Raw genomic sequence first — 16141 nt, forward strand, 5'->3', positions numbered from 1 at the left:
TGACGCTGCCGGTGCTCCCGCCGGACGCCGACCTCCAGACCGGCGAGCGGGTGGGTGAGCTGATCTACCGCACCCTGCGGGACCGGATCATCTCCGGGGAGCTGCGCCCCGGGGCCCGGCTCAGCGTCCCGGCCCTGGCCGAGGAGTTCCGGGTCAGCCGCAGCCCGGTCCGGGACGCGGTGATCCGGCTGGTCCAGGACGACCTGGCCCGGGAGGAGATGAACCGGGGCGCGGTCGTCGCCCGGATCGAGGGCGAGGAACTGGTCAGCCTCTACGAGGCCCGCGAGGCGCTGGAGTGGGCGGTCGCCCGGCTGGCCGCCGAACGCTACACCCCGGCGCTGCGCCGCCGCCTGCTCGCCCTGCTCACCGAGCACCGGGAGGTCGCCGAGGCCGGCGACTTCGCCCGGCACATCGAACTCGACGCGGCGTTCCACCGGGAGATCCGGCAGGCCGCGCAGAGCCCGGTGCTGATCCGGATGCTCGACGGCGTCCAGGGCCGGGTCATGATCGCGATGCGGTCGACCAGCCTCACCGGCGGCATGGTCCAGGCCGTCGCCGAACACCAGGCCATCTTCGAGGCGCTCGGCTCCGGTGACCCGGACGCCGCCGGTGAGGCGGCGCGGGCGCACATCCGACGACTCACGGAGCTGCTGCGTGCCGCCTGCTGACACCGTCCTCGCCGTACGCTGCCACGGCCCCGGGGACGTCCGCGCCGAGCGGGTGCCGACCCGTCCCCCCGGTCCGGGCGAGGTGGCCGTCGCCCCGCTGGCCGTCGGGGTCTGCGGCACCGACAGCCACATCGTCGGCGGCAGCTTCCCGGCGGCCTACCCGGTGGTGCTCGGACACGAGGTCTGCGGCCGGGTCACGGAGGTCGGACCGGGCGTCGACCGGCTCACCGCCGGTGACCTGGTCACCGTCGAGCCGCACGACTACTGCACCACCTGCGTCTACTGCCGCCTCGGCCAGGAGCACCTCTGCGACACCAAACGGGGCTACGGGGTGCGCCTCGACGGCGGCATGACCGGACGGATGGTGCTGCCCGCCCGGATCGCGTACCGGCTGCCGCCGGACACCCCGCCCTGGATCGGGGCGCTCACCGAGCCGTTGGCCTGCTGCGTGCACGGCATGGACCAGCTCGACCCCCGCTCCGGCCTGCCCGTGCTGATCTACGGGGCCGGTCCGGCCGGGGCGATGATGGTGGCGCTGGCCCGGTCGCGCGGCCTCGCCCCGATCGTGGTGATGGACCCCCGCCCGGACCGGCGGGACCTGGCGCTGCGGATGGGTGCCGACGTGGCCCTTGACCCGGGCGAGCCGGGCAGCGCCGAGGCGGCCCGCGCCCACACCGACGGCCTCGGCTTCCCGTACGTGGTCGACGCGGTCGGCTCGGCCCGGATCCTCGAATCGGCGCTGGAGATGGCGAGCCGGGGCGGGCGGATCCTGGTCTTCGGGGTCGCCCGGCCGCAGGACGAGGCACGGATCCGCCCGAACGAGATCTTCGCCCGGGAGTTGACCATCGTCGGGGCGGTGATCAACCCGTACACCCACCACCGCGCGGTGGGCCTGCTGCCGACCCTCGGCCTGGACCGGCTGCGCCCGGCGTTCTACGGCGTGGACGAGGTGACCCGCGCGCTGGACGCGCAGAGCGGCGGGACCGCCGACAAGGTGTTCGTCGCTCCGTACGGTGAGGAGGCCGCCCGGGGTGGTGGGTGGTAGCAGGGGATCCCTGCACGACAAAAAGCGGTAACAGGGGACCCCTGCTACCACCCGTCAGGTGTTGACCGGGCGACGGGCGACCAGGAAGACGTGGGTGACCGGCCAGTCCAGTGGTCGGCCCTCCGGGGTGGACAGCCCGGCGACCGGAGCGAGACGGTTGGTGACGATCCAGTCGTTGCGGGTCGGGCCGCTCGCCGGGTCGACCTCGAAGCCGACGTCGGCGAGCAGCGCCTTCCAGTCGGCGTACTCCAGGCCGCAGAACTGCTCCCGGGTCTCCGACAGCCAGTTGTCGGTGTAGTCCTTGCGGGTGAGGAAGTCCATTGCGTCGCCGAGCGTCAACTCGACGACCGCGTCGGACGCGTCGGGCCCTGGGCGGTAGGTGAACGGGAACCGGTAGTCGACGGCGAACTGCTCCAGCCGTGCCCGGGTCGACAGCCCGCCGACGTACGACGCCACTTCCTCCGGCGGCAGGGACGCCAGGTCCGTCCGGGGCTGCGCCGGATTCGCGCCGTCCGCCGTGGACAGGCGCAACCGCACGGTCCGGTCCCGGCCGTCCGGACCGCACACGTCACTGTTGATCCACACCCCGCCGGGCACGGTGTGGTCGTAGATGGCCTGCACGAACCGGCGCAGCGATGCCATCCGGTCGCCATACGACCAGATCTCGTGGGTCAGCGCGAAGGTCAACGTGGTGTCCACCGAGCGGGGCGCGAACACCGCCCCACCGAGCACGTTGCGGCGGTAGAAGAAGACGTTCGGGTTGGTGAAGAAGCCCTGCGCCTTCTTGTGCACGCACTCCTCGAACAGGTGCCGGGCCACCTCGACGCCGATCAGGTCGCTCTCCCGCAGCGCCGGCTCCCGGTCGGCCAGTTCCAGCACCGCTCCCGCGCCGCAGCCGACGTCGACGATCCGCCCCGGCCGTACGTGCTCCCGGACCGCCGACCACTTGCGCTGCGCGGCGTCGGCGAACGCCTCGGCGTACGTCCGATAGTCCCGGGTGGCGGTGAGACCGCCCTCGTCGCCGACCACCGGGTCGTTGACCACCGCCCGCACCAGGTCGTCCAGCCGGTAGCGGTGGTAGACGTCGACGGTCGCGGGGTGGGCCAGATTCCGCCAGGTGGGGTCCCCGGCGGCCAGCCGCAGCAGCACGTCCCACGGCCGGGCGGGGGTCGGATCGACCTCGGCCTCCACCCCGGCGATGGTGAAGCCGAGCCGCTCGTACATCGCGGCGACCTCCGGCGTCGAGCAGGCGACCACCGTGTCGGCCGGGGTCAGCTCCCGTCCGGTGGCCGCCGCCACGTTCTTCAGGGTCACCTCGGCGAACCGGTCGGTCTCGGCGGTGTCGAAGACCGGCACCACCACCGACCGGAGGCCGGTGAGCACGCTGAACCGCTCGATCGCGGCCTCCCGCCGGTGGTAGGGGACCGGATTGCGTCGGGTGTTCTCGTGGTTGGCCGAGGTGACCGCCCAGACGACGGTTGCCCCGGCACCGCCGTCGGCCGTGGCGGTGTCACCGCCGGTCGCGAGTCGGCGGAGGTACTCGGCCTGGAACCGGGTCAGCAGGTGGTGCCGACCAGGAAAGAGCAGGTAGCGGGGCATGCGACGTTCCTAGCGGATCCCCACCGGGTCGGTCCCGGCGGGGTGCCGGCTCACCCGGCGACTGGGATCACCAGTCACGCCAACGGTCGGTCAGCTCGGACCTGTCCCGACCCTGGCGCGCCATGAGTGCGCTGACGTCGAACCCCGCCGGAGTCGGGACCCGGTCGACGTGCGCAGATCTCCTCCCGCGCGCCGGTCTCGATCGTCGGCGTGGGCGTCCTTTTCCGCGAGCGTTCCCGCCGCGATGCGGTCGGGCTGCTCACGGACCAGGGCGGTCCACCGGGCGGTGGAGCGTGTGATCATGGGCGGCCGACCAGTGGCGGTGTCCGACACCGTGGCTCGCTGACCACGAACCCGCTTCAGGTCCCAGGAGAAGGGGCGCGGCGCTGTCCCACCGCTGTGCTTTGATCCCCGCATGAACCTCCCGCTGCCCCACATCGGCGACGACTCGGTGCGCATGTGGATCACCGCCCTGCCCCTGTCCGGGGCGGACGAGGCGAACATCGTGCTCGCCGTGGACACCCGGGGCGATGTCGGCGAGCGGCTGGCCTGCGCCCTGTTCAACTACGGTCACGAGGGTGAGGAGGGCGTGTTCTACCTGCTCCCCATGGACCTGTGGGCCCGGGTCGAGGTCGCCGGCGATTGGCTCACGGTCCGCCTGGTGGCCTGGCGGGAGCGGGTCGCGCAGTCGGTGGAGTACCGGGACGAGGAGTTCCGCCGCCTCGTCGCGGCCCTGCCGCTGGAGGAACTCCCGGACGGCCGGGTCACCGTGCTGCGTCGTGAGATCCGGATCGACCCGGCGGCCCTGGCCGACCAGGTGGGGCTGTTACCGGCCCCCGGTCACCGGGCCGCGCTGAGCCCGGAGGGCGAGCCCTGCGGTGACGAGCTGCGTCCGGTCCTGATCCTCGATCACGAGGGACCGGCGACGCTGGAACAGCTCGTCGCGGCCCTCGACGACGAGGAGGCCAGCGTCCTGGTGGTCGGCGCGGACTGACCGGGCCGGCCCGGTGGGGCCACGGCGACCCCGTACCGACCCCTGGAACACGTGGCCGTCCGTTGCCCTGGTGGGCGGTCGTCGGGCCCGGAGTCCGGTCGTCGGACCAGCCTGGGCGTCGGGCCAGCCTGGTCGTCGGGCCGGAGTCCGGTGGGCGACGACGTCCGGGCGCTGGCGGGATGGTGCCTACGCGGACGCTGTGGAGCTGCCCGCACAGACGGGGCGGACATGATCCGGTCTGATCCGGGACCGGCGCCGGCACGAGGGGACCGTTCTCGGCGTCCTTCTCGGCCTCTCACCCACCTGGCCCCGCAACTCGGCGTCCTTGCCCGCCCCGGGCGCGTGCGTCTCCTGGTCGGGCACTACCTGGAGTCTGTGCTTCACCGGCGGTGGCAGGTAGCACCGACGGGGCAGCTCCAAAGGACCTGCGCGCCTATTACCCCGGCCGTGCCGAGCTGGGCCATGCGGTGCCGGCCGGGTCGAGCAGCCAGTCCCGCGTTCCTCCGACCGCAGGTCACGGTTCCGGCAAGTTGATCTTGAAAGTCAGCCACGACGTTATACGTTGAGTGATAACGCGAGAGTCGTGACACGTTCTTGGCGGGGTTGTTCACTCCCCGTGGTGGCGCGTTCGCGCAGGTGGACCAAGGGGTTGATTCGGCTTTCGCAGTGGTGGTGTCGACTTGGCCCAGGGGGTGGGTCGTCACTGTCCGTTCGGCTTCTGGTGGGGCTGTCTGGTCGCATCCCCTTGACGCTGTGAGCTGGACCGCAGTAGCGTCCCACATTAAGCAACTAGAACCAGAATATGAGCCGAACAGACTGGGGTGACCATGAAGATGCGAAGCGCGCGGGCCGCGGTCGCCGCCCTGCTGCTGACCGCCACGCTCGCGGCGTGTGCGGAGAACGCCGAACCCGGCGGAAACGGTGGCGACGGCGGTGACAGCCCCGCCGCGACCGGTCCGATCACCCTCGGCGTCGGCGTCGACCCGGCGTACTCGCCGATCTACCTCGCCGACCAGGAGAAGCTCTTCGACGGCACCGGCCTCGACGTGACGGTGAAGCAGTACCAGGAGGGCACCGGCGGGCTGGACGCGATCCTGGCCAAGCAGGGTCAGTTGACCGCCAGCACGGAGTCGAGCCTGCTCAACCGGGCCACCCGGGGCGACATCCGCGGCCTCGCGGTCTTCTCCCAGTCGCCCAGCTTCATCAAGCTCGTCGCCCGCTCCGGCATCTCGGACGTGGCGGGCATCAAGAAGTACGGCGTCGTGCCCGGCACGGTGAACGAGTACGCCACCAACAAGGTGCTCGACGCGAAGGGCATCAGCAAGGACGCCGTCGAGTTCGTCAAGGCGTCCCCGGCGGAGATGCCGGCGCTGCTGCAACGCGGCGACATCGACGGCTACATCATGTGGGAGCCGTGGCCGTCGCGGGGCGTCGCCAACGGCGGAAAGATCCTGCTCAACAGCGGTGACATCGGCTACGTCTACAACCTGGTCATCGGCGTCGACGGCGCGTGGTACGACGCCAACAAGGACGCCGCCAAGAAGGTCGTCGACACCATCGCCACCGCCTGCGAGCAGCTCACCGCCAGCCCGGACAAGGCCGGCACGGTCACCGAGAAGGCCATCAAGATCCCGGCGGCCGAGGCCAGCACGCTGCTGGAGGGCGTGCAGTGCCAGGTCCGCGACTTCACCGACGACGACCTGAAGCGGTACGGCGAGATCGCGAAGTTCCAGGCGGACAGCGGCATCGTCGACAAGCCGGCCGACCCGGCGACCGTCATGGTCAGGGGCGTGGCGTGAGGGCCAACGGGGTGACCCGCCCGGCGGCCCCGACCCGGCCGGTGCCGGAGGCCGGCCGGGCGGCGGGGACACCGGTGTCGATCCGGGACGTGGACATCCGGTTCGGCGGCTTCACCGCCGTGCAGGGCGCCTCCCTCGACATCGCCGCCGGGGAGTTCGTCTGCCTGCTCGGTCCGAGCGGCTGCGGCAAGTCGACGCTGCTCAACGCGGTGGCCGGGTTCGTCACGCCGGCCGGCGGCGAGGTCAGCTGCGCCGGCAGCCGGGTCACCGGCCCGGACGTCTCCCGGGGCGTGGTCTTCCAGAGCGCCGAGGCGCTCTTCCCCTGGCTCACCGTCCGGCAGAACGTGGCCTTCGGCCCCCGCATGCGCGGGGTGCCGGCGGCCAAGCGGGACGCCAGCGTCGACCGGTACCTGACGATGGTCGGCCTGAGCCAGGCCGCCGACCGCTTCCCGGAGCAGCTCTCCGGCGGCATGCGTCAGCGGGCACAGCTCGCCCGGGTGCTCGCCAACGAGCCGTCGGTGGTGCTGATGGACGAGCCGTTCGGCGCGCTGGACGCCCAGACCCGGCTGGTCATGCAGGTCGAACTGGACCGGATCTGGCGGGAGACCGGCGCGACCATCGTCTTCGTCACCCACGACATCGGCGAGGCGATCCTGCTCGGCGACCGGATCGTCACCATGACCGCCGGCCCGGCCGCCCGGATCAAGAACGTCTACCCGTGCGACCTGCCCCGGCCCCGCGACCTGACCGACCCGGCCAGCGCGGCGCTCTTCCGTGACCTGCGGGCGGACATCGGCGAGGAGGTCGCCCGCACCCTGCGGGCCCAGGGGCTCGACGACGGCCACGACGGACGGGAACCGGAGGACGCGCGATGACCGCCGACGTGCGGACCGTACCGCCGCAGACCCGGCCCGACCCGCGCCGCGAGAAGCGGCTGCGGGCCAACCGGCCGAGGCTGACCCGGATCGGGCTCTCGGTGCTCTCCGTGCTGCTCGGCGTCGCGATCTGGGACCTGGTCAGCCGCAACTACACCGCGTTCTTCCTGCCCTCGCCGATGCTGACCTGGCAGGGCGCGCTCGACCTGGTCGCCGACGGCACCCTCTGGACGTCGATCAGCGCTTCGGCCACCCGGATCCTCACCGGCTGGGCGCTGGGCGTGGTGGTCGGCGTGCCGGTCGGGCTGCTGATGGGCTGCATCCCCTGGCTGCGGCTGATGCTCGACCCGTACATCCAGTTCTTCCGCTTCGTGCCGCCGATCGCCTTCGTCACGCTGGCCATCATCTGGCTCGGCCCCGGTGAGGCGTCCAAGGTCGCGCTGATCTTCTACACCACCGTCTTCCTGGTCGCGCTCAACACCCTGGCCGGCGTGCTCGGCGTCGACGAGCTGCGCCTGCGCGCCGCCCGCGCCCCGGGGCTAGCCCCACCCGGACGCTGGTCTCGGTGGTGCTGCCCTCGACCGTGCCGTACGTGGTGACCGGGGCCCGGCTGGCGATGGGGAACAGCTTCCTCACCATCGTCTCCGCCGAGATCGTCGCCGCGGAGAGCGGCCTCGGGTCGCTCATCTGGACCGCCCGCAACTACGCCAAGACCGAGTGGGTCTTCGTCGGCATCATCGCCCTCGGCGTCCTGGGCTATCTCTTCGACTGGATCCTGCGGGTCGTCACGCGGAGCACCCTGCGCCGCTACGGCGTGACCTTCTGACCCTTCCCGCATCTCGCGAAAGGCACGCTCATGCTCTGCATCGGCGTCGACATCGGCGGCACCTTCACCGACGTCATCGTGTACGAGCCGGCGACCGCCCGGCTCGCCGAGGCCAAGGCCCTCTCCACGCCGGCCGATCCGGCCGCCGCGATCTTCGAGGGGCTGGCCAAGCTCGGGGTACGGCTCGACGAAGTGGAACGGTTCGTCCACGGCACCACCCGGGTCACCAACGCCCTGCTGGAGGGCTCGGGTGAACCGGTCAGCGTGGTCACCACCGAGGGCTTCCGGGACGTGCTGGAGATGGGGCTCGGGCACCGGCCCCGCCTCTACAGCGTCAAGGAGGCCGGGCGTCCGCCGCTGTCCCCGCGTCGGCTCCGGCACGTGCTGCGGGAACGGGTCGGCGCGGACGGCGCGGTGGTGCGCCCGCTGGACGACGACGACCTCGACGCGGTGCTGGAGCGGGTCGCCGGGGCGGGGCCCCGCGCGGTGGCGGTCTGCCTGCTGCACGCGTACCGCAACCCGGCGCACGAGCGCGCCGTGGCCCGGCGGATCGCGGAGCGCCACCCCGGTCTGGTCTGCACCATCTCCTCCGACGTGGTGCCCGAGCCGGGGGAGTACCAGCGGTTCGCCACCACCGTGCTGAACGCCAGCGTCCGGGGCACCGTCGCCGACTACCTGAACGGCCTCGGCGCGGCGCTCGCCGACGGCGGGTACGCGCACCCGCTCTCCATCATGACCAGCAGCGGCGGCGTGGTCTCCACCGAGGAGGCCAGCCGGGTGCCGATCAACCTGGCCCTCTCCGGTCCGGCCGGGGGCGTGGCCGCCAGCGTGCACGTCGCCGGACGGGCCGGCTACGCCAACGTGATCACCTGCGACATCGGCGGCACCAGCACCGACGTCTGCCTGATCAAGAACGGCGTGCCGCTGATGACCAACGACGGCACCATCGCCGGCCACCCGAACCGCACCTTCCAGGTCGAGATCAACACCATCGGGGCGGGCGGCGGGTCGATCGCCTGGCGGGACCGGGGCGGTGAACTGCGGGTCGGGCCGCGCAGCGCCGGCTCCACCCCCGGCCCGGCCTGCTACGGCCGGGGCGGCACCGAACCCACCACCACCGACGCCCACCTGCTCGTCGGCCACCTCGACCCGCAGGAGAGCCTCGGCGGCGAGGTCCGGCTGGACACCGACGCCGCCCGTACCGCCATGCACCGGCTCGCCGGCGAGGTCGGCCTCGACGACCTGGAGCTGGCGTACGGGATCCTGCTGCTCGCCACGGTCAAGATGACCAGCGCGATCAAGGAGATCTCGGTGGCCCGGGGACACGATCCCCGGGACTTCGTCCTGATGCCGTTCGGCGGCGCCGGTCCGATGCACGCCACCGTCCTCGCCGACGAGCTGGGCATCCGGCAGGTGCTGGTGCCGCCGGTGCCGGGCAACTTCTCCGCGCTGGGCTTCGTCACCGCGCAGGCCCGGCACGACTACGTCCGCACCGTGCTCGTGCCGGCAGACGAGGCGGGGCTGGACACCGTCCGGACCGTCGTCGCCGAGTTGCAGGACACCGCCCGCGCCCAGCTCAAGGCCGAGGACGGCGTCGAGGCGGAGCAGGTCACCTTCGGCCTGTCGGTCGGCATGCGGTTCCGGGGCCAGAGCTTCGACCTGGCCGTACCGCTGGACGGGCTGCCGGCGACGGCGGCCGAGCTGACCGACGCGTTCCACACCGCCTACGCCGAGCGGTACGCATATGTCCGCGACGGCCAGCCGGCGGAGATCGTCAACTGCCGGCTCACCGCGTTCGGGCCCCGGCCCGAGGTGCGGTTCGCGCCGCCGGTGGCCGACCGGCCGGAACCCGGCCGGACCCGGCTCTACGGCCCACAGGGCTGGACCGACGCGACCGTCTGGCGGCGCGCCGACCTGGCCCCCGGGCACGCGGTCCCCGGCCCGGCGGTGGTCCGGGAGAACGGCAGCACCACCGTGGTCGGCGCGGGCTGGACCGCCACCGCCGACGACCACGGGAACCTGCTGCTGACCAGGAAGTGACCCGGTGACACCGCCTGCCCTCGACGCGCTGCTGCTGCACCGGGCCGCCCGGGAACCGGACCGTCCGCTCTACGCCCCCACCGAGCTGCCCCACCCGGTGACCACCGGCGAGTTCGCCGGGCTCGCCGGGCGGGCCGCGGCGGTGCTGTCCGCCCACGGCGTCGGCCGGGGCGACCGGATCGCCGTGTGGGCGGAGAACGGGCTGGCCTGGCTGGTGCTGCTGGCCGCCGCCGCGTGGCGGGGCGCGGCCCTGGTGACCCTGCATCCCGGACTCACCGAGGCGGAGCTGACCGGGGCGCTGGCCCGCAGCCGGCCCCGGCTGCTCTTCGTCGCCGACCGGCTGCGGGACCGGGACGGCCCGGCCGCCGCCGCGCGGGCCGTCGCGGCGCTGCCGGTCGACGCCCGCCCGAACGCCTGCCACCGGCTCGGCGCCGACCTCGGCCCGACCGCGATGGCCGCGCTGCCCGGCTGGGACGACCCGGAGCCGGCTCCGGCCGGTGATCCCGACGCGGTGCTGAACATCCAGTTCACCTCCGGCACCACCGGACCGGCGAAGATGGTGCCGCTGAGCGCCCGCAACCTCGTCGCCAACGCCGGCTGGACCGCCGAGGCGGCCGGCCTGCGCGACACCGACCGGATCGCCTCACCGCTGCCGCTGGCGCACGCCGCGGGCTGAGCAGCGGCGCGATCCTGGCCCTGGTCACCGGGGCGCTCTGGGTCTCCGGGCGGCGGTTCCGCACCGAGGAGGTGCTCGACGGCATCGCCCGCTACCGGTGCACCGTGCTCCAGGCCGTGCCGACCATGGCGGGCCTGCTGGTCGAGCAGGTGCTCCGGGAACCGGGCCGGTGGGACCTGTCGTCGTTGCGGGTCGGTTTCCTCGGCGGCGCGCACTGCCCGCCGGCCGTGGTCGAGCGGACCGCGCGGGTGCTCGGGCTCCACCGGGTGGCCGTGGTGTACGGGCAGACCGAGGCGGGGCCGACCATCAGCGTGGACCCGGGCGACGGTGACTGCGGGCTGCCCGGCACCACCGTCGGGCGGATCGTGCCCGGTCTCGACGCCCTCGTGGTGGCCCCGGGCACGACTCGGCCGGTGCCCGTCGGGGAACCGGGCGAGCTGCTGGTGCGCGGCGAGTCGGTCACCGCCGGCTACCTCGACGACCCGGCGGCCACCCGCGCGGCGCTCACCGACGACGGCTGGCTGCGCACCGGTGACCTGGGCACCCTCGACGTGTACCGGGTGCTCACCCTGACCGGCCGGGCCAAGGAGCTGATCATCCGGGGCGGGGAGAACGTCAGCCCGGCCGAGGTCGAGGCGGCCCTGCTCGACGAGCCCGGTGTCGGGCAGGTGTGCGTGCTCGGGGTGCCGTCGGCGCGCTGGGGCGAGGAGGTCGGCGCGCTGGTCGTACCGGCCGCCGGAGCGGTGGTCGACCCCGAACGGCTGCTCACCGGGGCGGCCCGGCGGCTGGCCCGGCACAAGGTGCCGACGCTGGTGCGCGTGGTCCCCGACCTGCCGATGCTGCCGTCCGGCAAGGTGGACCGCCGGGCCGTCGCGCCCCTGCTGCGCGCCGCCGGGACGGAGGGACGCTGATGCAGCTCGGTTCCTGCTTCCTCGACTCGCTGACCGTCACCAGCTTCTTCGGCAACGCGGAGATGCGGTCGGTCTTCAACGACCGGCAGCTCATGCAGTCCTGGCTGGACGTGGAGGCGGCGCTCGCCCGGGGCCAGGCGTCGCTGGGCGTCATTCCGCACGCCGCCGCCGAACAGATCACCGCCGCCGCCCGGGTGGACAAGCTCGACACCGCCGCGCTGGCCGGTGACGCGGCGGACACCGTGCACCCGCTGGTGCCGCTGGTCCGCGCGCTCACCGCCGCCTGCCCCGGCGACGCCGGCCGGTACGTGCACCTCGGCGCGACCACCCAGGACGTCATGGACACCGGCTTCGTGCTGCGTTGCCGGGCCGGCCTGGACATCGTGCAACGGCAGGTCGACGAGCTGGTCCGGATCCTGCGGAAGCTGGCGCTGCGGCACCGCGAGACGCCCATGCCGGCGCGGACCCACGGCCAGCAGGCCCTGCCCACCACCTTCGGGCTGCGCTGCGCGGTGTGGCAGAGCGAGTTGCAGCGGCACCGGGACCGGTTGACCGAGCTGCGGCGGCGGTTGCTGGTGACCAGCATGGGCGGGGCGGCCGGCACCATGGCCGGGTACGGCCCGCAGGCGTTCGCCCTGGAGCGGGCGGTCGCCGCCGAACTCGGCCTGGGTGTCGCCGACACCCCCTGGCACGCCACCCCCGACCGGTTCGCCGAGTGCCTGATGGTGCTGGGCCTGGTCGCCGCCAGCGCGGAGAAGCTCGCCCGGGAGGTCTACTTCCTGGGCCGCACCGAGATCGGCGAGGCGCACGAGCCGCAGCGGGCCAGCCAGGTCGGCAGCAGCACGATGCCGCACAAGCGCAACCCGATCCGCTGCGAGGCGGTCGTCGCCGCGTCGAGCACGCTGCGCGCCCAGGTGCCGCTGGCGATGCAGGCGATGGTCGCGCAGGACGACCGGGACATGGGCGTCGGCATGACGCTGTGGAAGCTGCTGCCCGAGTCGTTCATCCTCATCGGCGGCGCGCTGGAACGTCTCGTCGAGGTCTTCGGCGACCTCCGGGTGTCGCCGGAGCGGATGCGGGCCAACCTCGACGTCACCGGCGGGCTGGTGCTCTCCGAGGCGGTCATGCTGCGCCTGGCCGGCCCGCTCGGCCGGGAACAGGCCCACCACCTGGTGATGCGGATCGTCCGGGACAGCATCGACCAGGACCGTCCGTTCGCCGAGGTGCTCCGGGCCGACCCGCAGGTCACCGCCGCGCTGGCCGGCACCGACCTGGCCACCCTGCTGGACCCCCTGTCCTACGTCGGCCACGCGGCGGCCCTCGTCGACCGCGCCCTGTTGACCTCGGAGACCCCGTGAGCACAGACGAATCCGTACGCCTGGAACGTGTCGGCCGGGTGGCCCGGGTGACGCTGCACCGGCCGCACCGGCGCAACAGCTTCGACCTGGCCATGCTCGCCCGGTTCGAGGACGTGCTGCACGACCTCGCCCGCGACGACGAGGTGGAGGTGGTCGTGCTCACCGGCGCGGGCACCGCCTTCTGCGCCGGCACCGACCTGCGCGAACTGGCCACCCTGGACGCGGCGACCACCACCCGCGTGCAGCGGCGCACCGCCGAGCTGGTGGAGCGCTGGTACCGGCTGGACCAGACCACGGTGACCCTGTTCAACGGCCCGGCCATCGGGTCCGGCGCGGTCCTCGGGCTCGCCGCCGACCTGCGGGTGGCCAGCGACACCTGCCACCTCACCTTCCCGGAGGTGACCTTCGGCATCCCGCTGACCTGGAGTGGCATGGCGATCCTGGCCGACCTGGTCGGGGCCGACCGGGCCAAGCGGTGGCTGCTGCTGGAGGAGCGGATCGACCCGGCCGACCTGCTCCGGTACGACCTGGTCACCGCCTGCGTCCCGCCCGACGGGCTGGCGGCGGCGGGGGAACGGCTGGTCGACCGGCTGCTGGCCACGTCGCCGGTGGCCCGGTCGATGACCAAGCGGACCGCCCGGTTGGCGGGGCCCCGGTTCGACGCGGTCGCCACCGACTCGTACCTGGCCGGGCTGGGTGTGGCGTTGCGCGGGGCCGGCGACTACCGGATCGGGGGGACGGCGCGGTGAGGGCCTACCAGGCGCTCGCCGACGCGATCGTGGCGCACGGCGTGGACACCATCTTCGGCCTGCTAGGCGACGCCAACATGTTCCTGGTCACCGACCTGATCGAACGGCACGGTGTGCGGTTCGTGGCGGCCCGCAACGAGAACGCCGCGGTGATGATGGCCGACGGGTACGCCCGGGTGACCGGCCGCTGCGCGGTCGCCACGGTGACCCAGGGGCCGGGCCTGGCGGTGGCCGGCGCGGCGCTGACCATCGCCCGGCAGGCGCGCACCCCGTTGGTGCTGGTCGCCGGGGACACTCCGCCGGCCGACCCGGGGCATGTGCAGCACTTCGACCAGCAGCCGTTCGCGCTGGCCACGGCGGGTAGCTTCGTGCCGGTGGCGACCCCCGCCACGGCCGTTCGGGACCTGGCGCGGGCCTTCCGGCAGGCCCGGGAGCTGCCCGGTCCGGTGGTGCTGAACGTGCCGATGGACCTCCAGGACGAACCGGTGCCGTCCGGCGCGCCGCCGTGCGTGCCGCACGTGCCGCCGCGTCCCGCGCAGCCGCCCGCGCCGCATCCGGAGGCGGTCGCCGCGCTCGCCGACCGCCTCCGGGCGGCCCGCCGTCCGGTGCTGCTCGCCGGCCGGGGTGCCGAGTCGGCCGGTCCGGCGATCCGCGAACTGGCCGACCGCAGCGGTGCGCTGCTGGCCACCACCCTGATGGCGGCCGGGCTGTTCGCCGGGCACCCGTACCACCTCGGGGTGGCCGGTGGGCTGGCCCGCCCGCTCACCCGGCGGATGTTCGCCGAGGCGGACCTGGTGGTCACCTTCGGCGCGGGCTGGAACCGGTGGACCGCCGACCACGGCACCCTGGCCGGCGCGGCCACCGTGGTCGCGGTCGACACCGACCCGGCCGCGCCGGGCGCCCGCTGGCCGGTCGACGACGCGGTGCTCGGCGACGCCGGCACCACCGCGCGGGCGGTCGGCGCGCTGCTGGCGCCACAGTCGCGACCGGACTGGCGGACGGCGGAACTGGCGGCCGACCTCGCCGCCGCCGACCCCTTCGCCGACCTGGACGTCTGCTCCACGCCGGACCGGATCGACCCCCGAGAGTTCGTCCGGGTCTGCGCCGGCCGGCTGCCGGCGGAACGGACCACGGTGGTCGGGGTGGGGCACTTCGGCGGCTGGCCCAACCTGCTGCTGGACTCGGCCGCGACAGACCGGTCCCTGGTCGCGCCCTGGGAGTTCGGCAGCATCGGCGTCGGCCTGCCGTTCGCCGTCGGCGCGGCGGTGGGCCGCCCGGACCGGCCGGTGGTCGCGTTCGAGGGCGACGGCAGCCTGCTCACCGGACTCGGGGAGCTGGACACCCTCGCCCGCACCGGAGCCGCCGTGCTGCTGGTGGTGCTCGACGACTCGGCGTACGGCGCGGAGGTGCGCAAGCTGCGGCCACGCGGGGTGGACCCGGCCCCGGCCCGTTTCCCGGACCGGGACCTGGCCGCGGTGGCCCGCGCGCTCGGGCTCACCGCGTACACCGTCACCGACACCGCCGGGGCGGAGGCGGCGCTCGACGCCGTCCTGCCGCTGACCGGGCCGGTGCTGCTGCACGTGCGGGTGACCCCCGACGTCGTCCAGGAGCGCTTCTGAACCGCCGGCCCGTGTCGTCCGCCGTCGGCGTGCCGGCGGTCCGCCGGGGCGGGGGGTCAGTCGCCCCAGACCGCGCCGAAGCCGTGGCCGAGCTGGCGGGACAGCTCGTCGGCGGTGTGCCGGGCCGCCTCGGCCAGTTCCTCGACCCGGTCCCGGTCGAGCCGGAAGATCGGGCCGGAGACGCTGATCGCGGCGGTCACCGCGCCGAACCGGTCCCGGACGGGGGCGGCCACCACCCGGAGGCCGAGTTCGCTCTCCTCGTCGTTGAGCGCCCAGCCGCGTTCGCGGACCCCGGCCATGTGGGTGAGGAACGCGTCCCGCGAGGTGATGGTGTTGGGGGTCAGCGCGGCCAGCGGCGCGTCCGACAGCATCCGGCGCAGCGCGTCGTCGTCGTGGTCGACCAGCAGCGCCTTGCCGGCGGCGCTGACCCAGAGCGGAATGCGTCGCCCCAGCCGGGAGACCAGTTGTACGTTGCGGGTGCCCTGGGCGATGTAGAGGGAGATCGCGTCGAGCCCCTCCCGGACGGCCAGGTTGACGCTCTCGCCCTCCCGCTCGGCCAGCTCGTGCACCAGCGGCCGGGCCAGCGCGTGCAGGTCGATGCCGTCGAGGTAACGCGCGCCCAGCTCGAAGACGGTGACCCCGAGCCGGTAGGCGCCGGTCTCCTCGTTGCGTTGCAGGAATCCCGCGTCGGCCAGGGCGCGGAACAGACGGCTGGCCGTCGACTTGTGCAGCCCCAGTTCGCGGCTGACGTCGCTCACCTTGCGCTCGACCACGTCACCCCGGAAGGCCAGCAGCACGGCGAGCGCGCGGTCCAGCGCCTGCGTGCCGGACTCCCGGGCGGCCGGTTCGGCGACGGTGGCCGTCGGTTCGGTCGCGTACGACATCTTGCTTCCCATCTTCGCGGTTGCTAGGTTTCACAATATAACTCTAGGACCACATGGTGGTCCATCTGCCCCGCCGGAGGGGCCCTTCCCCACCGACA

The 16141-nt window shown here is 73.7% G+C and carries 13 protein-coding genes and 1 pseudogene; 12 read left to right on the plus strand and 2 right to left on the minus strand.

Annotated elements, in window-relative coordinates:
• Nucleotides 1-11: 11 nt before the first annotated feature.
• Both ACIBJE_RS02525 and ACIBJE_RS02530 read left to right on the plus strand, forming a co-directional pair.
• Nucleotides 12-668, plus strand: coding sequence for a GntR family transcriptional regulator (locus ACIBJE_RS02525; protein WP_396741947.1), 657 nt, complete (start codon nucleotides 12-14; stop codon nucleotides 666-668).
• The gene (locus ACIBJE_RS02530; RefSeq protein WP_396741949.1) at nucleotides 655-1713 is read left to right on the plus strand and encodes an alcohol dehydrogenase catalytic domain-containing protein; all 1059 of its coding nucleotides are present in this window, start codon (nucleotides 655-657) and stop codon (nucleotides 1711-1713) included. The genes ACIBJE_RS02525 and ACIBJE_RS02530 overlap by 14 nt, the downstream gene beginning before the upstream one ends.
• Nucleotides 1714-1767: 54 nt before the next feature.
• Here ACIBJE_RS02530 and ACIBJE_RS02535 read toward each other — a convergent pair whose 3' ends face one another.
• The gene (locus tag ACIBJE_RS02535; RefSeq protein WP_396741951.1) at nucleotides 1768-3312 is read right to left on the minus strand and encodes a class I SAM-dependent methyltransferase; all 1545 of its coding nucleotides are present in this window, start codon (nucleotides 3310-3312) and stop codon (nucleotides 1768-1770) included.
• A 415-nt stretch (nucleotides 3313-3727) separates the two neighbouring features.
• On the opposite strand from ACIBJE_RS02535, the gene ACIBJE_RS02540 reads away from it, so the two are divergent.
• From ACIBJE_RS02540 to ACIBJE_RS02585, 10 genes and pseudogenes are all read left to right on the plus strand, one after another.
• Nucleotides 3728-4306: a hypothetical protein gene (locus ACIBJE_RS02540; protein ID WP_396741953.1), complete on the plus strand. Its 579-nt coding sequence runs from the start codon at nucleotides 3728-3730 to the stop codon at nucleotides 4304-4306.
• 827 nt (nucleotides 4307-5133) lie between these two features.
• Nucleotides 5134-6105 carry an ABC transporter substrate-binding protein gene (locus ACIBJE_RS02545; protein ID WP_396741955.1) on the plus strand — a complete coding sequence of 324 codons (972 nt, stop codon included), beginning with the start codon at nucleotides 5134-5136 and terminating at the stop codon, nucleotides 6103-6105.
• Nucleotides 6102-6980: an ABC transporter ATP-binding protein gene (locus ACIBJE_RS02550; RefSeq protein ID WP_396741957.1), complete on the plus strand. Its 879-nt coding sequence runs from the start codon at nucleotides 6102-6104 to the stop codon at nucleotides 6978-6980. The genes ACIBJE_RS02545 and ACIBJE_RS02550 overlap by 4 nt, the downstream gene beginning before the upstream one ends.
• Before the next feature lie 338 nt (nucleotides 6981-7318).
• Nucleotides 7319-7806 (plus strand): annotated as a pseudogene (locus ACIBJE_RS02555) (ABC transporter permease).
• A 30-nt stretch (nucleotides 7807-7836) separates the two neighbouring features.
• A complete protein-coding gene (locus ACIBJE_RS02560) occupies nucleotides 7837-9846 on the plus strand; it encodes a hydantoinase/oxoprolinase family protein (RefSeq protein WP_396741959.1) in 2010 nt (669 codons plus the stop codon).
• Between the two features lie 4 nt (nucleotides 9847-9850).
• Nucleotides 9851-10522, plus strand: a complete 672-nt coding sequence (locus tag ACIBJE_RS02565) for an AMP-binding protein (RefSeq protein WP_396741960.1) — start codon at nucleotides 9851-9853, stop codon at nucleotides 10520-10522.
• Between the two features lie 20 nt (nucleotides 10523-10542).
• Nucleotides 10543-11433: a class I adenylate-forming enzyme family protein gene (locus tag ACIBJE_RS02570; protein ID WP_396742233.1), complete on the plus strand. Its 891-nt coding sequence runs from the start codon at nucleotides 10543-10545 to the stop codon at nucleotides 11431-11433.
• Nucleotides 11433-12791: an adenylosuccinate lyase gene (purB, locus tag ACIBJE_RS02575; protein WP_396741962.1), complete on the plus strand. Its 1359-nt coding sequence runs from the start codon at nucleotides 11433-11435 to the stop codon at nucleotides 12789-12791. Before ACIBJE_RS02570 ends, purB begins: the two co-directional genes overlap by 1 nt.
• Nucleotides 12788-13540 carry an enoyl-CoA hydratase/isomerase family protein gene (locus ACIBJE_RS02580; protein ID WP_396741964.1) on the plus strand — a complete coding sequence of 251 codons (753 nt, stop codon included), beginning with the start codon at nucleotides 12788-12790 and terminating at the stop codon, nucleotides 13538-13540. Before purB ends, ACIBJE_RS02580 begins: the two co-directional genes overlap by 4 nt.
• Nucleotides 13537-15159, plus strand: a complete 1623-nt coding sequence (locus tag ACIBJE_RS02585) for a thiamine pyrophosphate-binding protein (protein WP_396741966.1) — start codon at nucleotides 13537-13539, stop codon at nucleotides 15157-15159. The genes ACIBJE_RS02580 and ACIBJE_RS02585 overlap by 4 nt, the downstream gene beginning before the upstream one ends.
• 56 nt (nucleotides 15160-15215) lie before the next feature.
• Here the strand turns inward: ACIBJE_RS02585 and ACIBJE_RS02590 are convergent, their stop codons facing one another.
• On the minus strand, nucleotides 15216-16055 hold the full coding sequence (locus ACIBJE_RS02590; RefSeq protein ID WP_396741968.1) for an IclR family transcriptional regulator: 840 nt from the start codon (nucleotides 16053-16055) through the stop codon (nucleotides 15216-15218).
• Nucleotides 16056-16141 lie beyond the last annotated feature (86 nt).

It is taken from the genome of Micromonospora sp. NPDC050187, assembly GCF_044459745.1.
Classification (GTDB): Bacteria; Actinomycetota; Actinomycetes; order Mycobacteriales; family Micromonosporaceae; genus Micromonospora.